Here is a 20,834-nt window from a genome sequence, read left to right on the forward strand (position 1 = left end):
AATGTAGCGTTTAGAACGGCTCAGGTCGGCCTCGTTTCGCTTGATTCCTGAGGCGGCAGCATCGTGGCTACTTCGTTGATCATCGCATCGCTTACCGTAAATTTCTGTAAGTAGTCCTTAAACGTTTGTTCGCTCAATTTGGCCCGATTGTCCAGAGCATACCGGAAGGCGTACTCCGCAATAACGTTACGAGCGGCTAGCTGATACAGATATTTGGTACGATAACTCGTATCCACCGAAACAAAAATATCGGGAATAATACCGCCACCGCCGTAGACTGCCCGACCGTTATCCGTTTTAAACGCCTGATTTTTGTCGAATTTGATACTATCTGCTACGAATAGCTCGCCGTCTTTGTACCGATCATCTGACTCGTAAATGGCGTAAGGTTTCTGAATGCAACGGCCACTGGGCGTGTAATACCGCGAAACCGTGATTCGAATCTGTGAACCATCCGACAAATCGATGGGCGTCTGTACCAGTCCTTTTCCAAACGTACGACGGCCTACGAGTAATGCCCGATCATGATCCTGCAAGGCTCCGGCTACGATTTCAGATGCCGACGCCGAGTTTTCGTCAATCAATAAGACAACGGCTCCTTTTTCAAAGAGACCTTCCTTGCGGGCGTACGTTTCATCGTCAAACTGCGTACCCTTGCCGTCCGTCTTGACAATAAGCTTATTACCACCCAGTAATTCGTCCACAATATCCGTCGCCCGATCCTTGAAGCCGCCCCCGTTGCCGCGTAAGTCCAGTACCAGCCGACTCATTCCCTGCTTTTTAAGCGAAGCCAGCTGACTACGGAATTCATTGTAAGTCGATTCCGCGAAACGATCAATTTTGATATAGCCCGTATTGCCGTCAATGAGGTAGCTGGCCGAAACGGAATAAGAAGGGATCCGGCCGCGGGTTACGTTAAAATTCAGCAGGTTTTTTTCGCCCCGCCGCTGAATCTCCAGCTTCACCGCCGAACCACCCGGCCCCCGGAGTTTACTAAAGATCAGCTGGTTATCCACTTTTTTACCGGTCAACGGCGTACCATCCGCCCGAATCAACCGATCCCCCGAACGCATGCCTGCCGTAGCCGCCGGTCCGCCGGGAATGGCATTGATCACAAAAACTGTATCGTTAAAAATATTGAATTCTACGCCAATGCCGTCAAAACCTGATTCGAGCTGAGCTTTGGCCGCCGCTACTTCCTTTTTGGGAATATAGACGCTGTGGGGATCCAGGTGCGTCATCATTTTTTCCAGGGAGTAGTCTACCAGCGTATCCGTATTTACGGAATCGACGTAGGCATTATCAATGTAAGTCAGTACTTCCCGAAACTTATTGAGGTTGCGTACCAGATCGCCCGAATAGCGGGTACGGCCTCCAAAAAAGGTCGCTCCAATTAGGATACCTCCGGCCAGCGTAGCCGCCAGTAACATCGGTAAACGAATCATCGACGTACTGTTGCGGATGTTTTTATCAGAATGATTTTCCATGAAGGATAAGCTAAATAATGCCGTTATGGTATTAAAAAAACGTTTCCAGCATTAGAAACGTTTTTTCAGGTAGAGGCGATGCAAGGTCTTACAATTTACCTTTTTCCAGCGTTTTTGGATCGATCCGACGTACAATTTCTTTCCGACTTAAATGAACCGCCCACAAACCCAGCAATTCCTTTTCTCTTTGCGGTTGAAGACCAGGAAGCTGCTTTTGGTTAAATGCTGTTGTCAATTCCGGCGTCATAACTACTGGAATCGTATACAGCCATTCGCTGCCATCGCCAATTTTCTGGATGTTATTTTCCTGCGGCAATTGTTTTTCGGCATTGTACTGATACGCCGCGAAGACTTCTTTCGTCTTGGCATCAAAGCGGGGCTGATTCCATTGAGAAACCGGTACAAATTCAATACGGGCTCCGTACGCCTGAGCGAGCGAATCCACCAAAGCTTTGGTCATTAAAGCCCGTACAGGTTGACGCTCCATGACCCGGCCTATGGCATCCCCCTGCTCAGTAGCCAGGGTAGAAACCTGAGCACTGGTCACGTGCTTAATCTTCTGATTTTGTATTTCCTGCTGCATTTTAGCAGTATCCAGGCGTTTGAATTCGCAGGACGTAATCAGGAGCGTACTTACTACAAGTACACTTGCTACTCGTTTCATAATCGGTGTGCTTCGTTAACGGGCAGCCAGCTGGGGGAATTTCTTTGAAAGAGCCGGCGTGGAAAAAGAGGTAAAGTCGGGGACTTCGTTCGGGGCCGGAGTGAGCACTCGAAGATACGAGGGAGGGGCAAAGACCCGATCCGCCCGTAAGAAGGGTAAATTCACAAATTCGCTCAGCTTGTCAAATTGCCGACGACCCCAGGGTGTATTAAAAGCAGTGATCCGTACGTCCGGACTCACTTTCAAAATGACGTTTGCTCGCCGTACCCGCACCACCTGTCCATTGATGACAACTTTTCGGGTTTTTCCGAACAAAGGAATATCGATGGCCCAAGCGGAATGCACGCTCAGTACCAGCAAACAAAAAACTCCTATGCTTTTGAAGAATTTCACGCAGTAAATGTAAGAAGTTCTCAAAAAAGAATTAGAAATCAGCGGTACTTATCTTACTCAACACGAAGCCTTTGCTTTAGGTTCTGTCGTTGGTACATCTTATTATAGTTATCTTTGTGGAAAATTTGTCCTTGTTTAAAAGCAACGTTTTCCGTTAGTAGGGAAAACCTATTCATAGTATCCTTATGCTTGAGCAATTAGAAGCCATACGCGAACGCTTCCACGAAGTATCCCAGCAGATCGTTCAGCCCGAAGTGGCCAGCGATGTGAAACGATATAAAACCCTGAGTAAAGAGTACAAAGACCTGGAAAAAATCGTCAAGAAATACGAAGAGTACCAATTGCTGCTGGGACAAATCGCCTCGGCTAAAGAAGTACTGACGACAGAAAAAGACGAAGAGTTTCGGGAAATGGCCAAAATGGAACTCGACGAACTCGAGCCCAATCAGGACGTACTCGAACAGGAATTGAAAGAACTACTGATTCCGAAAGATCCCAACGACAGCCGCAACATCATCCTCGAAGTTCGCGGCGGTACGGGTGGTGACGAAGCGGCCATTTTTGCCGGAGACATTTTCCGGATGTACCAGCGTTTTGCCCAGAATCAGGGCTGGCAGTTCCAGATCATGGACCAGACCGAAGGTAGCTCGGGTGGTTTCAAGGAAATCATCGTTTCGGTACAGGGGGAAGACGTATACGGAAAACTCAAATTCGAGTCGGGCGTACACCGCGTTCAACGCGTACCCGCGACCGAAACGCAGGGCCGTATTCACACCTCAGCCGCATCCGTAGCGGTACTGCCCGAAGCGGAAGAAGTGGACGTACAGATCAACATGAACGATATTCGGAAGGATACCTTCTGTTCGTCGGGTGCGGGTGGACAGTCTGTAAACACCACGTACTCGGCCGTTCGGGTGACACACTTGCCTACGGGTTTGGTCGTACAATGTCAGGACGAACGTTCGCAGATCAAGAACTTTGAGAAAGCCATGACCGTACTGCGGTCACGCCTCTACGAAATGGAACTGGCCAAGCAACAGGCCGAGATTTCGGGTGCCCGTAAGAGCATGGTAGGCTCCGGCGACCGTTCCGACAAAATCCGGACGTATAATTATCCACAATCCCGCGTGACGGATCACCGCATTGGCTATACCGTGTATAACCTTCCGGCCGTTATGGACGGAGAGATTGGTGATTTCATCGAACAATTGCGAATCGCCGAAAACGCCGAACGTTTGAAAGAAGGAGCGGTGTAAAGGTTGGTTGATGGGTTTGAGAAAGTTTGAGGGTTTAAAGTACAAGGTTTGAAAGTTTAAAGTTTGAGTTTTTGTGAACTGATTCGTAAGGGTTTAAGGTTTCATACGTTTGAAATGGGTTGGTCACCATCAAACTTCAAACGAATTCAAACCTTAAACTCAGCTTAAACCTGAATGATTGTCGAATATTAGTTGAAGTGCGATCAAACCTCAAACCCATCAAACGTTAAACGAGAAGCGTGAAGTCATGAAAATTACAATTGATATCCCCGAAGATCAGGCTGTTTTTATGAAGCAGTTACTGGATCATTTCCCTTTTGTTACGATTACAGAAACCGTTGAATATCGCCAGCCGGCGGGTCCGACGGAATTGGTTAAGGCGTTTCCTCTACTACAGCAGGAAGCCCATGTTCGCGTGTCGAACATACTGAAACCCCATTTGAATTAAGTTTTTAATCGGCTGATTCTTGAGCGATTTTCTCTTTCTTTTTCTCGGGCTGGTTATTGGAGCCGTGGCCGCGTGGCTGGTTGCCAAAGGGCAGAGCAGTTCGCAGGTACGGGTGGCGGAAGCTTCGTTGAAAACCGCCCGTGACGAGAACGCTCAGCTCCGGACGGCTCTGGACAAAGAACGCGGTAGTACGCTGGATCTGAACCGTCAGCTGGCGGCTCTGGAAGCCGATTACCGCAATCTGGAGGATAAACTTCACTTCCAGCAGGAAGAACTCTCCGCCCAGTTCCGGCTCTTGGCCAACGATTTACTCGAAGAAAAATCGCGTCGCTTCACGGAACAGAATCAAGTCAATCTGCACCAGATTCTGCATCCACTGGGCGAGAAGATTCAGGCGTTCGAACGTAAAATCGAGGAAAACTACAAGGAAGAATTGCGGGATAAAATCAGTTTGCTCGCCGAAGTACGCAAATTACACGACTTAAGCCAGCGGCTCAGTCAGGATGCCGATAACCTTGCCAAAGCTCTTAAGGGTGATACCAAACAGCAGGGGAACTGGGGCGAAATAATTCTGGAGAAAGTACTGGAACGTTCCGGCCTGGTGAAAGGCAAGGAGTACCTGACGCAGGTACTGACCCAAAATGTGGATAACAGCGTCATTCGGCCCGATGTAGTGATTTGTCTGCCCGACAACAAGCACCTGATCGTGGATGCTAAGGTTTCGCTGGTGGCCTACGAACGCTGCATTGGCTGTGATGACGAAACCGAGCGGCATAAGTACCTCTCGGCTCACTTGACTTCCGTTCGCAGTCACATCCGGATTCTGGCTGAAAAACGTTACGAAACGGCTCAGGGCCTGATTTCCCCCGATTTTGTATTACTCTTCATGCCGATTGAGCCAGCCTTCAGTCTGGCCATTCAGTCGGATGCCGAGTTGTTTAACTTTGCCTGGGAACGGCGGATTGTACTCGTCAGTCCTACTACCTTGCTGGCTACGTTGCGTACAGTATCAAGCCTCTGGAAATTCGAAAAACAGAGTAAGAATTCACTGGAAATTGCCCGCTTGAGTGGTGAACTGTACGACAAATTTGAAGGCTTTATCCGCGACTTACAGAAGGTAGGTGATACGCTAAAATCTTCTCAATCCGCTTACGACGAGGCCGTCAAGAAACTCTACGAAGGCAAGGGCAATCTGATTCGCACAGCCGAAAAAATCCGTACACTCGGAGCCCGGGCTACCAAGGAGTTACCGAAATCGTGGCTGGATCAGGCAGAAGAGTAAGAGATTGGTTGTAAGTTTTTAGTTGTTGGTTGTTGATAATTTGCTCAGTAACGAACAACTAAAAACCCATAACGATCAACTAAAAACTAATAACAACATGAACATTGGTCTCTTTTTCGGTTCGTTTAATCCCATTCATATCGGCCATTTGATTGTAGCGAATGTTATGGCCGAGACGACCGATCTGGATCAGGTTTGGTTTGTGGTTTCTCCCCAGAATCCCTTCAAAAAAATAAGCAACTCCTGCACGAGGAAGATCGGTACAAACTGGTTTCGCTGGCCATTCAGAACAATTCCAAGTTCAAAGTCAGTGATGTGGAGTTTACCATGCCGCGTCCGAGTTATACCATCGATACGCTGCTGAAGCTACAGGAGAAGTTTCCCCAGCATACCTTTCGACTCATCATCGGTGGCGATAACCTGGGCCAGTTTCCAAACTGGAAAGAACACGAGCGGATTCTAAGTGAATTTGGTTTGTACGTCTATCCCCGGCCCAATGCCGAGCCGAGCGATCTGGTGGATCATCCCAACGTCCGGCTGGTGGAATCGCCCCTGCTGGATATTTCGGCTACCTTTATCCGGGCACAAATCAAGGCCGAACGAACCATTCGGTATATGGTCCCCGAAGAAGTAGAAGCCTATATTCGCTGGAAAAAATTTTACGTCTAAAGGAATGAACGTTAGTATTCTGGGTTGCGGCTGGCTGGGCTTACCGCTGGGCAAAGCACTGGCCGAACAAGGGCATACGGTGATCGGAACGACCACTTCGGAAGCAAAACTACCCGTGTTAAGGCAGGCAGGCATTCAGCCCGTGCTTCTGAATTTCAATCCCGAACCAACAGGCAATTTAGCTGCTTTGCTAAATGCAGAGGTACTGATCATTAGTATTCCACCCCGGGCCAGCTCGCAGGGCGACGATTTTCATCCGCAACAGATTCGCCAGTTGCTGCACCAGATGACCGATTTCCGGGGAAAACTGATCTACATTTCCTCGACTTCCGTGTATCCCGAAACCAGTACGGAACTCGATGAATACGGACCAACCCTAGAGAATCATCCTTTGATTACCGTTGAACATTTGCTACAGGAAAGCACGTTTCCGCTGACCGTACTCCGCTGCGGCGGCCTAATGGGCTATGACCGGATTGCCGGGAAGTACTTCATCGGGAAAACGGTAGATACCGGAGATGTACCCGTCAACTTTGTGCACCGTGACGACGTTATTGGCATTATTGAGGCCGTTTTACAGCAGGACGTCTGGAATGAAACCTTTAACGTAGTAGCTCCCGAGCATCCGGTACGGCGGGCCATTTACGAACGAAACGCGGAACAACACGGCTGGGCTCCGCCCATATTCAAGACACCGGAAGCACCCGTCCCGTTTAAGGTAATTTCTTCGGAAAAACTGATTACTCAACTGGCGTACACGTTCCAGTACCCCGATCCGCTGGCGTTTCCTTAGGGCTTACCAGCCGTTCGACTGGCTGATCAGTTCGGCCAGATCCAGGACTTTGATCTGGTCTTCTTTTTCTTTGTTTTTAACGCCATCCGTCATCATCACCATGCAGAAGGGACAGGCGACGGCAATGGTTTTCGCTCCAGTACCCAGGGCTTCTTCCGTTCGTTCGATGTTGATGTCTTTTCTACCGGGTTCGGATTCCTTGAACATCTGGGCACCACCCGCTCCGCAGCAGAGGCCATTTTTCCGGGAACGCTTCATTTCCACTAAATCAGCATCCAGAGCCTGAATAAGGGTTCGTGGAGCTTCGTATACGCCATTCGCCCGCCCCAGGTAACAGGAATCGTGATACGTGATTCGCTGGCCACGAAAGGCTCCGCCCTGTACGGTCAGGCGGCCTTCATCGAGCAACTGCTGGAGAAAGGTAGAATGATGAATGACTTCGTATGTGCCGCCCAGAGCCGGATATTCGTTTTTCAGCGTATTGAAGCAGTGGGGACAGGCGGTCACGATTTTCTGTACGCCATAGCCGTTTAGCACTTCAATATTGGTTAAGGCCTGCATCTGAAACAGAAACTCATTTCCGGCCCGACGAGCCGGGTCGCCCGTACAGCTTTCTTCCGTACCCAGCACCGCAAATTTGATTCCCGCCTGATTGAGAATCTTGGCAAAAGCAACGGTTACGCGTTTGTAGCGATCGTCGAAACTGCCCGCACAACCCACCCAGAACAATACCTCGGGCGTATCTCCATGAGCCATCAGTTCGGCCATGGTAGGTACTTTATAGTCCATACTCATACACGAATTGCTTTGAAATGGTTACAACTGCTCGGCCCAGTTAAAGCGGTCGCCGGGCGAGAATTTCCACGGAGCCTGATTGTTTTCCACATTCTGGAACATGGCATTCCAGGCGGCCGGAGCGTTGGATTCCTCCATGGCCTGATACCGACGCAATTGCAGAATAATGTCAAGCGGATTGATCAGAATAGGGCAGGCCTGTACGCAAGCCTGACAGGTTGTACAGGCTCGTAATTCCTCCGTTTGAATGTAGTCGCCCAGTAGTGATTTTCCGTCGTCCTTTAGCTCACCGCCATTCGTTTGCAGATTTTTTCCCAGGTCTTCCAGCCGATCCCGGGTATCCATCATGATTTTCCGGGGCGAAAGTTTCTTACCCGTCAGGTTTGCCGGACAGGCTGCCGTACACCGTCCGCATTCGGTACAGGAATAGGCGTCCATGAGATTTTTCCAGGAAAGATCCATGACGTCTTTAGCTCCAAATCTGCCCGCTTCCGGCGGCGTTCCCGTATCCGTTTCGGTACCGAGCATTAGTTTTACTTCCCGCGTGACGGCAGGCATAGCATCCATGGTTCCCTGCGGCTGAATTCGGGTAAAATAGGTATTGGGAAAAGCCAGAAAGATGTGCAGGTGTTTAGAATAGGTAACGTATACGGCAAAGGCAAAAATGCCCAGAATATGAAACCACCAGGAGACCCGTTCGATGACGAGCAAAGCTTCCGTACTAAAACCCGCAAAAATAGGCTTCAAAAACTGGCTGATGACAAAATCACCCACAAGCGGATAATGGGCCTGTCCGCGTTCCTGTAACAAGCTATCAGCAGCATTCATACTCAGAATGGCCACCATCAGTACGATCTCGGTAATCAGAATAACGTTGGCATCCAGCACGGGCCAGCCCTTCAATTCCCGGTGCTGACGGGCTTGCAGACGGGGAATCAGCCGGGCATCCCGGCGAATCAGAAAAAGGATACAGGCTACGAGTACGCCCAGTGCCAATACCTCAAAAAAATCAATCAGGAACGGATAAAAACCGCCCAGTACCGGAGCAAAAATTCGGTGCGTGCCGAGTAAGCCATCCAGTACAATCTCCAGCACTTCAATGTTGATCAACAGAAACCCGCGTACACCAGCAGGTGCAGTATACCCACCAGCGGTCGATCGAACATGCGTTGCTGCCCAAACGCGATCCGGAGCATGGTACGCCAGCGAAGACCCGGCTGATCCGTCAAATCCTCGGCCCGGCCAAGTTGAATCGTTTGCTGAATGTTTCGAATCCGTCGAACCATCATCCAGCCAACCAATCCTACTACTAATGCAAAGACTACTTGCGGTAGGAGTTGCATATCTTCTTTGTTTTGCTCGAAAAAATCAATTTACTCTAGCAAAGATACCATTATCAAAATAGTATGCAAGCATAATAACTAGTTTCCTGAACAGGGTTGAAATCAGAAAAACAAGGGAATATTTTCTACATCAAAGGGCTTTAGATTCGGGGGAAATTCATGAAGGCACTCTTTTTTATCCTATTTCATGCTCAAACTAATAGCCAACAGCCATGAATACCGAACCGAAAGAAAACAGTGGACTGAGAGAAAACACGGAGAAGCAGGAGCCGGAAAAGTTATATCTGGGCCTGAACCCCTCTGAACTGAAGGCTCTGGAAAGTGAAGGGGTTGAGAATTACGAACAATCCTTTGAGAACGAAAAGGGCGAGTTTGATCCAACTGATATGGAAACAGAAGTAAATATTCGCGAACGGGGAAGTGTTGACCGGGCCGACCGCCACCAGCAGGACGCCGATCGCCATAGCCAGCATGACGAAGCTCCGATTAAGGAAGACGATCCGCTGCTGTAATTGATATTTGTTGGGAAGGTGATACCTTCTCTGAAACCCACAACCCTTTAACTTTATGAGTGCTGTTGCACTACCTCCTTCGAAAGCCACCCGTCGCCGCCGTACCCGTCTTTGGTCAAAAGATCCAAAGCGGTCGGCCAAGGTGGCAGGGTTGGTCTACACGACCGACGATCAACCGGGTATTCATCGCTTACGCCATAATAAATCGTTTCGGTATGTCGACGCTGATAAAAAGCCGATACGCGATCTGGATACGCTACGGCGAATCCGTTCACTGGTTATACCGCCGGCTTGGGAAAAAGTGTGGATAAGTCCGTTATCTAATGGTCACTTACAGGCTACAGGTTTCGATACGAAGGGTCGTAAGCAGTATCGGTATCATCCGGACTGGAATGCCATTCGCAATGAAACCAAGTTTTACCGGCTGGTAGAGTTCGCTGAAGTACTACCTAAGATTCGGGAGCAGGTTGAAAAAGACTTACGTCGCCCGGGACTACCGTACGAGAAAGTACTGGCACTCATTGTTCGGCTTATGGAAAAGACTAGCATTCGGGTGGGTAACGAAGAGTATAAGAAGCAAAATGGCTCGTATGGTCTTACCACCATGCAGGACGAACACGCTGACATCGAAGGATCAAAAGTCACCTTTCGTTTCAAAGGGAAAAAGGGCGTCTTTCATGAAATTAGCCTGAAAGACAAACGACTGGCTAAACTGATTCAGCGGTGTAAGGATGTACCCGGCGAGGAGCTTTTCCAGTATGTAGACAACGAAGGTAACCACCGTAGTGTCGGCTCTGGTGACGTCAATACGTATCTACGTGAGATTACGGGTGAAGAATTTACGGCTAAGGACTTTCGTACCTGGCGAGGTACACTGGGAGCTTTCGAGGCTTTCCAGTCTCTGGGGTTATTCGATACGCCTACGGCCTGTAAACGTAATATCAACCGCTGTTATGATCTGGTAGCTGAGGCTTTGGGTAATACTCGGGCCGTCAGCAAGAAATACTACGTTCATCCCAAAGTAATTACGGCCTACGAGTCAGAGAAACTTTGGGGCTATTGTGAAGGATTGGATACAGCTCCCAGTGAAACTGCAGATTCTTCAGCTTTGTCTCCACTGGAAGTAAAAGTAAAGCAATTACTGGAAGCAACGGTTTAATACCGTTCCCTAAATATGTCCGGAACACCTGTTAGTAGACACAATAAAAATCCATTGGTAATCAATTCATTACTAATGGATTTTTGCTTTTATACTGCTTCCCTACGGAGTAAACATTGAACAATATCCACGAAAGCAGCCAAACTCCTTAAGTTTGCTACCTGATTTTAGGTAAGAAAACTATGTTGGCAAAGACTTACGGAGCGGCCATTTTCGGCGTGAATGCAACCCTCGTTACCGTTGAAGTAACGGTAGGACAGGGTACAGGTACTTTTTTAGTGGGATTACCCGACAGTGCAGTAAAAGAGAGCGTGCAACGCGTGGAAGCCGCCATCAAATATCACGATTACTTTTACCCCCGAACGAAGACCGTAATCAACCTGGCTCCGGCAGATGTACGTAAAGAAGGCTCCGCGTATGATTTGCCCATTGCCTTGTGCGTATTACACGCTTCGGAACAGGCGAACCTGAAAAAGCTGGAAGAATACCTAATCATGGGTGAGCTTTCACTTGACGGCAAATTGCGACCCATCAAAGGAGTACTGCCCATTGCCATCGAAGCTCGCAAAAACCAGTTCAAAGGATTCATTCTACCGAAAGAAAATGCTTCGGAGGCTTCCATTGTCAATAATATCGACGTGATTGGCGTCGATACGCTCAGCGAGGCAGTGGATTTTCTGAGGGGGACGCTAGATATTGAACCTACCACATCCGACACGCGGGACATTTTTCTGACCACCCTCAACGAATACGAAACCGATTTTGCTGACGTACAGGGCCAGGAAAATATCAAACGCTCGCTGGAAATTGCCGCCGCCGGTGGGCATAACGTGATCATGATCGGACCGCCGGGGGCGGGAAAGACCATGCTGGCCAAACGCCTCCCGAGTATACTTCCGCCCTTGTCTTTACACGAGGCTCTTGAAACAACGAAGATTCATTCTGTGGCGGGCAAGCTGGGCAGTCGGGCGACACTCATTGCCCGTCGTCCCTTCCGGAATCCGCACCATACGATTTCGGATGCCGCCCTGGTGGGGGGCGGTGGTATGCCGCAACCCGGCGAGATTTCACTGGCTCACAATGGTGTCCTGTTTCTGGACGAACTCCCTGAGTTTAAGCGGTCGGCTCTGGAAGTCATGCGGCAACCGCTGGAAGAGCGGACCGTCAGTATTTCGAGGGCTCGGTGGGCGGTGGAATTTCCGGCTAATTTCATGCTCATTGCCAGTATGAACCCTTGTCCATGTGGATACTACAATCATCCCGAGAAGGAGTGCACCTGCCCGCCCGGTAGTGTCAGCAAGTACCTGAGCCGCATATCCGGCCCTTTACTGGATCGGATTGATTTACACGTGGAAGTGACCCCGGTCAATTTTGAGCAATTATCTTCTACCCGCAAGTCGGAAGCGAGTGCCGCCATTCGTGAGCGGGTGATTAAGGCTCGGGAAATACAGACGGAACGGTTCACTGAACATGCGGGCGTTTATTGCAATGCGATGATGCCGTCAGAGTTGGTACGGAAAGTGTGTGACCTCAGTGAAGCGGGTAAGATGTTACTGAAGACAGCCATGAATAAATTGCAACTTTCGGCCCGAGCGTACGACCGGATTCTGCGGGTAGCTCGTACCATCGCCGATTTGGCAGGCTCTCCCGAAATCAAAATTGAGCATTTGGCTGAGGCTATTCAGTACCGAAGTCTGGACCGGGAGAGCTGGGGAACGTAGATTTGGGTACCCTTCTTTCCGGTTACTGGTGTTTCCCGGTACTCTATTTTTACATTTGTACGCATACGACGACCATTCAATCTGTATTTTGAACGTATTCTTACTTTTAGGAGCCAACTTAGGCGATCGGCTAGCCACGTTTCAACAGGCCCGGAAACGTATTGAAAACACGATCGGACCCATTCGTGTCCAGTCGAGTCTGTGGGAAACGGCCGCCTGGGGCCTGACGGATCAACCCGCCTTTTTAAATCAGGTAATCGAAGTAGATACCGAATGGGAGCCTTTAGAGCTGCTCCGGCGTACGCAGGCCATTGAAATGGAATTGGGCCGGGTACGAAAAGAAAAATGGGGAGCCCGTCTGATCGATATTGATTTGTTGTACTACGGTACGGAAGTCATTAACGAACCAGAACTGAGTATTCCTCACCCTTATCTGGCGGAACGACGTTTTACGCTGGTACCGCTGGCCGAGATTGCCCCCGATTTCATCCATCCCGTGTTACAGCTAACCCAGCAACGATTACTGGACGTATGCACCGATAATTCAAGCGTGTTACGCCTGGAAGTGTAAATATTGTTCCCGGTTTCTTTCGTATCTATAGTAATTTAAAAATTCATCTCAATTGTAAACCATTCATTATCAACCTTTTTTATTCACCTTATCATTTCCAATTTATCTTTAACTTTCATTAACACCTTCTCCGTATGGAATTTTTGGATCGATCGCATCTACTGAGTGTAAACGATTCAAAAACTAATTCTTACAAAGCCATGAAAAACATTCTTTTGCTTGCCGCTTCTTTCATTTTCAGCACTGCCGCATTCGCTCAAACCGTGGAAAAAGAACCCGTTCGTAAAATTGAAGTAACCGGAACTTCCGAAGTAGAAGTCGATCCGGATGAATTTTACCTGACCATTAGCCTAAAAGAGTTTTATAAAGACGAGAAAAACCAGAAAGATAAAGTCACCATTGATATTCTGGAGAAACAATTGATTCAGTCGGTACAGGGAGCCGGTTTGCCCAAAGACGCCCTGACCATTCAGGGAATCACGGGTTACCAGAACAGCATTGGCAAAAAGAAAAACCCGGCTCAGTTTCTGGAAAGCAAACAATACCAGCTCAAATTAGCCAAGTTGTACGATGTGGATAACTTGCTTTCAAAAGTGGATTCCCGTGGCGTTGCCAATACCCACATTAGCCGGGTGGATTATTCCAAAAAAGAGCAGTTACGCAAAGAGGTAAAAATTAAGGCTTTGCAAAATGCGAAGGAAAAAGCCGGGTATTTGGTCGAATCGCTGGGTAACAAATTAGGAGAAGTGCTGGAAATCAGTGAAACTGAAGACAGTTATAATACGCCAACGTATCAAATGATGCAAATGCCAATGGCTCGTATGGTAAAAGCTGATACAGAGGAGGTAGGTCAAAGTGATCTGGAATTCCAGAAAGTAAAGTTCACCTCCCGCATTCAGGTTACTTTCCGAATCAAATAATCGCTATTTCTTTTCAGTCATTCGCTGCCAGCCCCAAGCTGGCAGCTTTGTTTTGTACCTAAGTCAACCGTATTTTTGTCGGAAAGCCTACTCTGTGAACGGCGACAAAAGACTGAAAATTAAGAAGAATGATTGGTACGGATATACAGCAAGCAAAGGCCTTTTTGGAACAGGGAGAACTCGTCGCCATTCCCACCGAAACGGTGTACGGTCTAGCGGGTAATGCCCTCGACCCGGCGGCTGTACTATCTATTTTTCGGGTAAAAACCGTCCAGCCTTCGATCCGCTCATTGTGCATACCAACGCTTTTGAACGTTTGCGGGAGTTTGTGCGGGAAATCCCCGAGAAGGCTTTGGTACTGGCGGAACACTTAACGCCGGGTCCGATTACATTTTTGTTACCCAAAGCCGAATCCGTGCCTGATCTGGTGACCAGCGGTCTGGATACCGTCGCCGTACGCATTCCCCGACACGAGCTAAGCCTTTCGCTGTTGAGTCAGCTCGCCTTTCCGCTGGCGGCTCCGAGTGCAAATCCGTTTGGATACATCAGTCCTACCACCGCCCAGCACGTTGAACAACAATTGGGCGAGCAGATTGCCTACATTCTGGATGGCGGAGCCTGCGAGGTAGGCGTGGAGTCAACCATTGTGGGTTTTGAAGACGATCAGGTCATTGTGTACCGCAAGGGAGGTACGCCGATCGAACGCATTGAACAACTGGTAGGCTCCGTAGAGGTACGGGCTCATTCCAGCTCGAATCCACAGGCTCCGGGTATGTTGAAAAGTCATTACGCCCCCCGTACGCCACTGACCTTGATGAACGATTCTGCCTCGGTACCAAACTCAGATCGAGTAGGAGTGCTTAGTTTCCAGAACGATTACGGCCGGTTGCATCAGGAAATTCTTTCCGTAACGGGCGATTTTGCCGAGGCGGCTCATAATCTTTTTGCCGCCATGCGACGATTAGATGCTTTGGGCCTCGACCGGATCTACGCCGAATTAGTACCCGAACGGGATTTGGGAACTGCAATCAACGACCGGATCAGAAGAGCCGCGGCCGAGTAAAAATACTCGCTTTTTACTTTCTACCGACTGCATGAAAACGCTTTTGAGTACACTCGCTTGCCTGTGGATTTTTCTTCAGCCAACCACCGCTCAGGCTCGTTCGGGGAAGCCTGCCTAGGTACGTGGACGGGCCGTATGGAAATCTATGCTCGGGGAAAACTACGCGATACGGTTACCGTTCGGCTGACGGTGGGGAAAACTGATGAGCCCGAAAGCTGGTCCTGGAAAACCGAGTACCTTTCCGCAAAACAGCCAGCCGTCAAAGATTACCGGTTACGATTGAAAGATGCCGCTACGGGCCTGTACCTCGTGGACGAACGCGACGGAACGGAGTTAACGAGCTATCGCTTTGGAAATAAGCTGTATAGCGTATTTGAAACAGAAGGAATTGTGCTCACCTCCACGTATGAACTGCGGGAAAATGAGTTAATTTTTGAGGTTACTTCCGGGAAAAAAGGTTCGCCGCAATCCGTCGTCAACTACTCCGTCGATCATCTGCAACGTGTCGTATTGCGGCGAAACTAAATTTCTTAATTCCAGATTTCGTTCATCGCCGTAAGGATCAGCGGCTGATCATCCGTAACGACAATGGTATGCTCGTGCTGAGCCACAAATCCGCCCCGGTTGCCAATCAGCGTCCAGCCATCGTTGGTTTCGTTAGCGTACATGGAGTCCGTGGCGATAAACGTTTCAATGGCTACCACCGAGTTTTTCTTGAAACGAGCCTTGTTAAAACGGTCGTAGCAATTCAGAATACTGCTCGGTTCCTCGTGTAATTTGCGGCCAATACCGTGACCAGCCAGGTTTTTAATCACCCGGTACCCCGCTTTTTTTGCTTCCGTTTCGATCAATAAACCAACATCCGCAATACGTACGCCCGTTTTGATGTGGTGAATCGCCTTATGTAATATCTGTTTCGACGTATTGACTAGCGGCTGGTGTTTCCGGGTATCCTGCCCTAATACAAACGAACCGCCATTGTCTGCCCAAAAGCCGTTCAGCTCGGCGGATACGTCGATATTAATCAGGTCGCCTTCGCGAAGTACTTTTTTAGCGGAAGGAATGCCGTGGGCTACTTCGTGATTCACGCTGATGCAGGTCCAGCCGGGAAAACCGTAACTCAGGCGAGGAGCCGAGCGGGCTCCCAGTTTCTTAAGAATCTTTCCACCAAAATTATCCAGGTCTTTCGTCGTGAGACCGGGGCGGGCGTACGCTCGCATTTCCTTGAGGGTCAGCCCGACGGCTTCGCTCACCTGTTGCATTCCCGCTAATTCGGCCTGTGAGGTAATCGACATATGTTTCCTAATTTGTGAATAAAGGTATTGCTTGTGGATAACTGTGGATAACTCGAATTAGTTTACCCGACAATTTCCATTTCACTGAATCCGCTGGCCTGTTTCCGAAGCCGGATTTGGGTAGTGATTCGTTCTTTCAGGGCTTCCACGTGGGAAATAATCCCGATCATGCGGTTAGATTCGGCCTGTAATTTTTCCAGCGTTCCCAGAGCAATTTCCAGCGTATCGGGATCAAGGGTACCGAAACCTTCATCGATGAACAGACTTTCAATCCGGACGTTTTTCGATACCATATCACTGAGACCCAAGGCCAAAGCCAAGCTTACCAGAAAGGTTTCTCCGCCCGAGAGCGTAGCTACCGCCCGGCGTTCGTCAAAATTCCGGTCAAGTACCCACAGGTTTTCCTCATCGCCTTCGGGTGGCAGGAGCAGGTACCGATCCGACAAATCCTTCAAACGACTATTCGCCGAACGGGCCAGATTCGCCAGGGTTAATTTCTGAGCAAACTGGTTGAATTTCTTTCCTTCGCGGTCACCCAGCCCTTCGGCCAGTAGTCGCCATTTTTTATAGCGTTGTTCGAGATCCGCGATTTCCGCAATCCGGCGGGCATTTTCGGCCCGGCTCGTTTCATTATCCTTCAATGATTGCTTCCAGCCACCAATTTTCTGTAGATACTCCCGTTCAGAATTGCGGTAATCCTCCATTCGACTTTTCAACACATCAATCGACAAATCCGAATCGTCGGCCTGAATCAGACTTTCTACTTCCTTCGTCAGGTTCTCCATCTGCGTTTCCAGTTGAGTTTTCCGACGAATGAGCTGGTCTTTACGCTCAACCAGGGTTCGGTATAAATCAGTTGATAGCAAGGCCGACCGAGCTTCTTCCACACTGGCAAAGCCCGATGTGGATAACTCTGTGGATAACTTATCCTGTAATTGGTGGAAAACTCCCTGCGTATTCAATAGGAGCTTTTTATTTTCCACAAGCTCTGGTTCATACTGCTGCGGCGAGAAGGTTTTTTGCACCAGTTTGCGAAGCAATTCGTCACATTCGGTATTTAGATATTTTGGGTCTTTTGGGTAGCGTTTCTGTAGCTCTGCGGTGAATTCCTGCTGTTTCTGGAAGAATTCGAGGCCATTTTTCAGGTGTTTCCCAAAATGAGCCAGACTATCGCTCCGTTCCTGTAGCTGAATAAGTTCTTCGAGTAACTGGAATCGTTCGACTTCTGCCTGTACCCAACCTTTTACTTCTTCCGATTTGCCAATCTTTTCAATAGCTAACTGAGTTTTCCACATTCCCACCGCTTCCGCAATGGGCTGGAGTTCCGTTTGAGCCTGGGCTTTCTCCCGCTCCAGGGTTTGAATTGTTGCTTCCGCGGCTTTGGTCACGAGTTCGACCTGCCGCAATTGCTGCTCCGTGGTACTCAGCGAGCGTTCACGGGCTTCAAAACGGGCTTTCAAACTGGCCAATTCCTGTAAGTAACGCTCGATGCTGAAATGATCATCGCTCCTGTTTTCGGCGGGATGATCCATAGAGCCACAAACGGGACAGGGTTCGTCCGGACGTAACTCCGTACGCAAGCGGGGAATAGAGGTTTCCCGAATAAAGGTAAGCTGCTCTTCCTGAGCGATCTGTACTAAATTCTTAGCTTCCGTAACGGCCTGCTGAGCCGTTTGTAAGGCGGGTTCATTGGCCCCTATCAGTTTTCGTTGTTCGTCTACCTGACGATCGTAGTCAGCCAATCGGCGACGAACGGTTTCGTACTGACGAACCTGTATTTCCAGTTGTTGTAACGCATCCCGGCGGATCTGCGACTGCTGGCGAATCTCAGGCAGATTGGCCTGCGTATCCCAATTATACAGCGTTCGTATGTCCGTTTGACGCCGTTGCGTTTCTTTCCACAATTCCCGCGAACTGCCCAGACAATCGCCGTACGACTCCCGTTTCCAGAAGGATTGTAATTCCCCCGAACCCGTTTTATCGAGCCAGTACGTCCCTTGTTCTTTCGCCGATTGCCACTGCTGAGCCACTTCCTGACGAGCGGTAACCAGTCCCGAAACCGTTTCCCGAAACCGTTCCAGTCCGCTTTGAGCCGATTGATCCGTTACCAGTTCACCCGTCAGTTTGGCAATATCTCCCAGCAGCTGCGTACGGTTTTGCTGGGCCCGCTGGTATTCGTTGGCCAATCGTTCCGCCTGAACCTGAACATTTTTCACATTTTGTTCCTGGACCTGATATTCCGTTAATTGGGCAGAAAACTGCTGTACCCGTTCGTGCCGACTCAGGGCGGGGGTATGCTGTTCGTCGAATTGCCGTTGCTCGCGTTCCCAGGTGGGCCATTCGGTTTGCCGGATGGCTTCCAGCGATTTCCAGATTTCGCTAATCCGTACTTTCCGCTGCAACTGTACTTCCAGGCCTTTCCGTCCAACTTCGGCCTGTCGGCAAAGCTCGTCGTACTCTTTAATCAACGCTTCATATTCGGTAACGTCTTCGTCGGATAAAAGCTTCTGTAAATCGAGCGATTGCTGTTTCTGCTCGATTTCCCTTTTGTAGCCATCATGCCAGCGGGCATACGCTTCCATCCCGAGCTTTCGGTAGATTTCCGTGCCCGTAATCCGTTCCAGCAACTCGGCTCGTTCTTCCCGTTTCGCTTTTAGAAAAGCCGCAAAATCACCCTGCGAAAGCAAAATGGCCTTGACGAACTGTTCGTAATCCAGTCCAATTCGTTTTTTGATTTCTTCCTGTACTTCTTTTTTCTTCTTGGATGCCAGTATGACATTGTTATCCACATCGGCAATTTCAGCGTATTCATCCAGTCGAAACTGCCCCTTGTTTGCCCCCCGACTGATCATTTCCCGCTGCAGCCCCCACTTGGCCCGATACGTACCGCCGGGTGTGGAAAACGTCACTTCGGCCTGAGCCGCGTGCGTATCACGGGTGAGTACGCCGCCGAGTTTTTCCAGCAAATTGGTATTGACTTCGCCTAATCGGGGGGTACGGTGGTATAAAGCCAGCGTAATCACATCCAGAATCGTGGTCTTTCCCGCTCCCGTTGGCCCGGTAATCGCAAACAGGTTGGACGTACGAAAGGCCGTTTCGTTCTGAAAATCAATGGTATGCTGTCCCCGTAGTGAATTTATATTTTCGAAAGATACTTTTAGAATACGCATGCGATCTTATCACCCCCCCGCTGTAAAATGTGGATAACTTATGTGGATAACTCTTACAGACTATGTAGTAATTCTTGAAAGGCTTCGGTAAGTAAGGTTTTGGATTCTTCCGTCTCCGCATTTTCCTGGAGCCATTGTTCAAATACCTCCGTTGGAGCCAGTTCGGGCAGGGCCATCGTCTCACCAAACAATTCGTCCGTCGTTTTTAACTGTTGTTGAAAACGGAACCGCCAGTTGAGTACGGATAGGTAGGGATGGTTGAGTTTGAGAAAATAGCTCTTGGCCACGTCAATCAGCATGGGATCGCGGTGTTCTTCCAGAATCTCAATTTCAGCCAGCGTCCGTAACACATCAGAATGTTGGTAGGCATGAACGGCTGCTTCAATTTCGGTAAATGAACCGCTAAACCGCCGCAATTGTCGAAATTTCGGCACTTTAAGTTCCTGAATATCAACAACCTTTTGATTTTTGATTTCCAGTTGAATAATCAGCTTTTCATCCAGCCGCTCGCTGAAACTCAGGGCCGTTGGTGAGCCTGAGTACCGAACGTATTCCATTTTACCCAGCATCTGGGGTCGGTGGATATGTCCGAGAGCGAGATAATCGAAGGCTGGAAACAAGTTGACTTCGAATAAATCCAGCGTACCGATGCTGTGCAGTTTTTCGTCGTTGTCCGATGTAGCCGAGCCGTTGACAAACAAATGCCCCATTCCCAACACAGGTACGCTTGCGTACGTTTTCCGACCGTGGGCGTACACCTGCTCATACCGACGCTGAATACCCGCTCGCACGGCCATCCGGCGATCTTCAAAACTTTCTCCCTCAACTGAACGCTTCAGATCTCGATCCCGCAGAAAAGGTACAGCCGCTACGGCCGCCTGTAGATTACCCCGGCGGTCGAGTAGGGGCAGTACCTCCTCGCAACAATCGTCACAGGCACCACCAATAACGTGAACGTCGAGTAATCGCAGAATTTCACGGGGAGCGTTCAGGACCGCCGCCGAATCGTGATTGCCACCCGTAATGACTAGGCGACACTTGGAAGCGATGAGTCCTTTTAGAAAATCATAGTATACCTGCATGGCTTCCACCGATGGGTGAGCCGTATCGAAGATATCGCCCGCCACCAGCAGCACATCAATCTGTCGTTCTTCAATCGTTGCCAGCAGCCACTCTACAAAGCGGCGACTGTCTTCCAGCAAATCCGTTTGATACAGGCGTTTTCCCAAATGCCAGTCCGCCGTGTGTAAAATCTTCATTCTTCAAAAATAAAACATTCGCCACGAAAAAACC

17 protein-coding genes and 3 pseudogenes are annotated in these 20,834 nt (G+C 49.3%); 12 read left to right on the plus strand and 8 right to left on the minus strand.

Features of this window, described 5'->3' with window-relative positions:
• Positions 1 to 20: 20 nt before the first annotated feature.
• The 3 genes from BWI93_RS16080 to BWI93_RS16090 all read right to left on the minus strand — a co-directional run bounded on the left by BWI93_RS16080 (position 21) and on the right by BWI93_RS16090 (position 2,544).
• A complete protein-coding gene (locus BWI93_RS16080; RefSeq protein WP_369679172.1) occupies positions 21 to 1,487 on the minus strand; it encodes a S41 family peptidase in 1,467 nt (488 codons plus the stop codon).
• 88 nt (positions 1,488 to 1,575) lie between these two features.
• Positions 1,576 to 2,151 carry a hypothetical protein gene (locus tag BWI93_RS16085; protein ID WP_094813087.1) on the minus strand — a complete coding sequence of 192 codons (576 nt, stop codon included), beginning with the start codon at positions 2,149 to 2,151 and terminating at the stop codon, positions 1,576 to 1,578.
• 15 nt (positions 2,152 to 2,166) lie between these two features.
• Entirely contained in the window at positions 2,167 to 2,544 is a 378-nt protein-coding gene (locus tag BWI93_RS16090) for a hypothetical protein (RefSeq protein ID WP_176454240.1), read from the minus strand.
• A 185-nt stretch (positions 2,545 to 2,729) separates the two neighbouring features.
• Between BWI93_RS16090 and prfA the strand changes: the two genes are divergently transcribed.
• From prfA to BWI93_RS16115, 5 genes and pseudogenes are all read left to right on the plus strand, one after another.
• Positions 2,730 to 3,800 carry a peptide chain release factor 1 gene (prfA, locus tag BWI93_RS16095; RefSeq protein WP_094813091.1) on the plus strand — a complete coding sequence of 357 codons (1,071 nt, stop codon included), beginning with the start codon at positions 2,730 to 2,732 and terminating at the stop codon, positions 3,798 to 3,800.
• Positions 3,801 to 4,047: 247 nt separating this feature from the next.
• Positions 4,048 to 4,248: a hypothetical protein gene (locus BWI93_RS16100; RefSeq protein ID WP_094813093.1), complete on the plus strand. Its 201-nt coding sequence runs from the start codon at positions 4,048 to 4,050 to the stop codon at positions 4,246 to 4,248.
• A 19-nt stretch (positions 4,249 to 4,267) separates the two neighbouring features.
• Positions 4,268 to 5,530, plus strand: a complete 1,263-nt coding sequence (locus tag BWI93_RS16105) for a DNA recombination protein RmuC (RefSeq protein WP_094813095.1) — start codon at positions 4,268 to 4,270, stop codon at positions 5,528 to 5,530.
• Positions 5,531 to 5,627: 97 nt separating this feature from the next.
• Positions 5,628 to 6,199, plus strand: a pseudogene (gene nadD / locus BWI93_RS16110) (nicotinate (nicotinamide) nucleotide adenylyltransferase).
• A 4-nt stretch (positions 6,200 to 6,203) separates the two neighbouring features.
• A complete protein-coding gene (locus BWI93_RS16115; protein WP_094813097.1) occupies positions 6,204 to 6,992 on the plus strand; it encodes an NAD(P)H-binding protein in 789 nt (262 codons plus the stop codon).
• A gap of 3 nt (positions 6,993 to 6,995) precedes the next feature.
• Here BWI93_RS16115 and BWI93_RS16120 read toward each other — a convergent pair whose 3' ends face one another.
• On the minus strand, positions 6,996 to 7,787 hold the full coding sequence (locus BWI93_RS16120) for a (Fe-S)-binding protein (RefSeq protein ID WP_094813099.1): 792 nt from the start codon (positions 7,785 to 7,787) through the stop codon (positions 6,996 to 6,998).
• Between the two features lie 21 nt (positions 7,788 to 7,808).
• Positions 7,809 to 9,130, minus strand: a pseudogene (locus BWI93_RS16125) (4Fe-4S dicluster domain-containing protein).
• A 212-nt stretch (positions 9,131 to 9,342) separates the two neighbouring features.
• Between BWI93_RS16125 and BWI93_RS16130 the strand changes: the two are divergent.
• The 7 genes and pseudogenes from BWI93_RS16130 (at position 9,343) to BWI93_RS16160 (ending at position 15,601) form a co-directional block, all read left to right on the plus strand.
• The gene (locus BWI93_RS16130) at positions 9,343 to 9,642 is read left to right on the plus strand and encodes a hypothetical protein (RefSeq protein ID WP_094813101.1); all 300 of its coding nucleotides are present in this window, start codon (positions 9,343 to 9,345) and stop codon (positions 9,640 to 9,642) included.
• 55 nt (positions 9,643 to 9,697) lie between these two features.
• A complete protein-coding gene (locus tag BWI93_RS16135) occupies positions 9,698 to 10,801 on the plus strand; it encodes a DNA topoisomerase IB (protein WP_094813103.1) in 1,104 nt (367 codons plus the stop codon).
• A 182-nt stretch (positions 10,802 to 10,983) separates the two neighbouring features.
• A complete protein-coding gene (locus BWI93_RS16140; protein ID WP_094813105.1) occupies positions 10,984 to 12,522 on the plus strand; it encodes a YifB family Mg chelatase-like AAA ATPase in 1,539 nt (512 codons plus the stop codon).
• Between the two features lie 88 nt (positions 12,523 to 12,610).
• Complete coding sequence (folK, locus tag BWI93_RS16145) at positions 12,611 to 13,093, plus strand: 2-amino-4-hydroxy-6-hydroxymethyldihydropteridine diphosphokinase (RefSeq protein ID WP_369679173.1); 483 nt, start codon at positions 12,611 to 12,613, stop codon at positions 13,091 to 13,093.
• A 200-nt stretch (positions 13,094 to 13,293) separates the two neighbouring features.
• Positions 13,294 to 14,013 carry an SIMPL domain-containing protein gene (locus tag BWI93_RS16150; RefSeq protein ID WP_094813145.1) on the plus strand — a complete coding sequence of 240 codons (720 nt, stop codon included), beginning with the start codon at positions 13,294 to 13,296 and terminating at the stop codon, positions 14,011 to 14,013.
• Positions 14,014 to 14,141: 128 nt separating this feature from the next.
• A pseudogene (locus tag BWI93_RS16155) lies at positions 14,142 to 15,076 on the plus strand (L-threonylcarbamoyladenylate synthase).
• Positions 15,077 to 15,211: 135 nt separating this feature from the next.
• Positions 15,212 to 15,601 (plus strand): hypothetical protein, encoded by a 390-nt coding sequence (locus BWI93_RS16160; protein ID WP_141217484.1) that lies wholly within the window; start codon positions 15,212 to 15,214, stop codon positions 15,599 to 15,601.
• A gap of 5 nt (positions 15,602 to 15,606) precedes the next feature.
• Here BWI93_RS16160 and map read toward each other — a convergent pair whose 3' ends face one another.
• From map to sbcD, 3 genes are all read right to left on the minus strand, one after another.
• A complete protein-coding gene (map, locus tag BWI93_RS16165; protein ID WP_094813109.1) occupies positions 15,607 to 16,371 on the minus strand; it encodes a type I methionyl aminopeptidase in 765 nt (254 codons plus the stop codon).
• 62 nt (positions 16,372 to 16,433) lie between these two features.
• Entirely contained in the window at positions 16,434 to 19,541 is a 3,108-nt protein-coding gene (locus BWI93_RS16170; protein ID WP_094813111.1) for an AAA family ATPase, read from the minus strand.
• Positions 19,542 to 19,594: 53 nt separating this feature from the next.
• Positions 19,595 to 20,800, minus strand: a complete 1,206-nt coding sequence (gene sbcD, locus BWI93_RS16175; RefSeq protein ID WP_094813113.1) for an exonuclease subunit SbcD — start codon at positions 20,798 to 20,800, stop codon at positions 19,595 to 19,597.
• Positions 20,801 to 20,834: the final 34 nt, after the last annotated feature.

The organism is Siphonobacter sp. BAB-5385 (genome assembly GCF_002261125.1).
Lineage (GTDB): Bacteria > Bacteroidota > Bacteroidia > Cytophagales > Spirosomataceae > Siphonobacter.

What these genes read in the sequence shown, in the direction of transcription:
- BWI93_RS16080 (WP_369679172.1), bottom strand. Translation starts at nt 1,487, where the DNA reads ATGGAAAATCATTCTGATAAAAACATCCGCAACAGTACGTCGATGATT.
- BWI93_RS16085 (WP_094813087.1), bottom strand. Translation starts at nt 2,151, where the DNA reads ATGAAACGAGTAGCAAGTGTACTTGTAGTAAGTACGCTCCTGATTACG.
- prfA (WP_094813091.1), top strand. Translation starts at nt 2,730, where the DNA reads ATGCTTGAGCAATTAGAAGCCATACGCGAACGCTTCCACGAAGTATCC.
- BWI93_RS16100 (WP_094813093.1), top strand. Translation starts at nt 4,048, where the DNA reads ATGAAAATTACAATTGATATCCCCGAAGATCAGGCTGTTTTTATGAAG.
- BWI93_RS16115 (WP_094813097.1), top strand. Translation starts at nt 6,204, where the DNA reads ATGAACGTTAGTATTCTGGGTTGCGGCTGGCTGGGCTTACCGCTGGGC.
- BWI93_RS16120 (WP_094813099.1), bottom strand. Translation starts at nt 7,787, where the DNA reads ATGAGTATGGACTATAAAGTACCTACCATGGCCGAACTGATGGCTCAT.
- BWI93_RS16130 (WP_094813101.1), top strand. Translation starts at nt 9,343, where the DNA reads ATGAATACCGAACCGAAAGAAAACAGTGGACTGAGAGAAAACACGGAG.
- BWI93_RS16135 (WP_094813103.1), top strand. Translation starts at nt 9,698, where the DNA reads ATGAGTGCTGTTGCACTACCTCCTTCGAAAGCCACCCGTCGCCGCCGT.
- BWI93_RS16140 (WP_094813105.1), top strand. Translation starts at nt 10,984, where the DNA reads ATGTTGGCAAAGACTTACGGAGCGGCCATTTTCGGCGTGAATGCAACC.
- BWI93_RS16150 (WP_094813145.1), top strand. Translation starts at nt 13,294, where the DNA reads ATGAAAAACATTCTTTTGCTTGCCGCTTCTTTCATTTTCAGCACTGCC.
- BWI93_RS16160 (WP_141217484.1), top strand. Translation starts at nt 15,212, where the DNA reads ATGGAAATCTATGCTCGGGGAAAACTACGCGATACGGTTACCGTTCGG.
- map (WP_094813109.1), bottom strand. Translation starts at nt 16,371, where the DNA reads ATGTCGATTACCTCACAGGCCGAATTAGCGGGAATGCAACAGGTGAGC.
- BWI93_RS16170 (WP_094813111.1), bottom strand. Translation starts at nt 19,541, where the DNA reads ATGCGTATTCTAAAAGTATCTTTCGAAAATATAAATTCACTACGGGGA.
- sbcD (WP_094813113.1), bottom strand. Translation starts at nt 20,800, where the DNA reads ATGAAGATTTTACACACGGCGGACTGGCATTTGGGAAAACGCCTGTAT.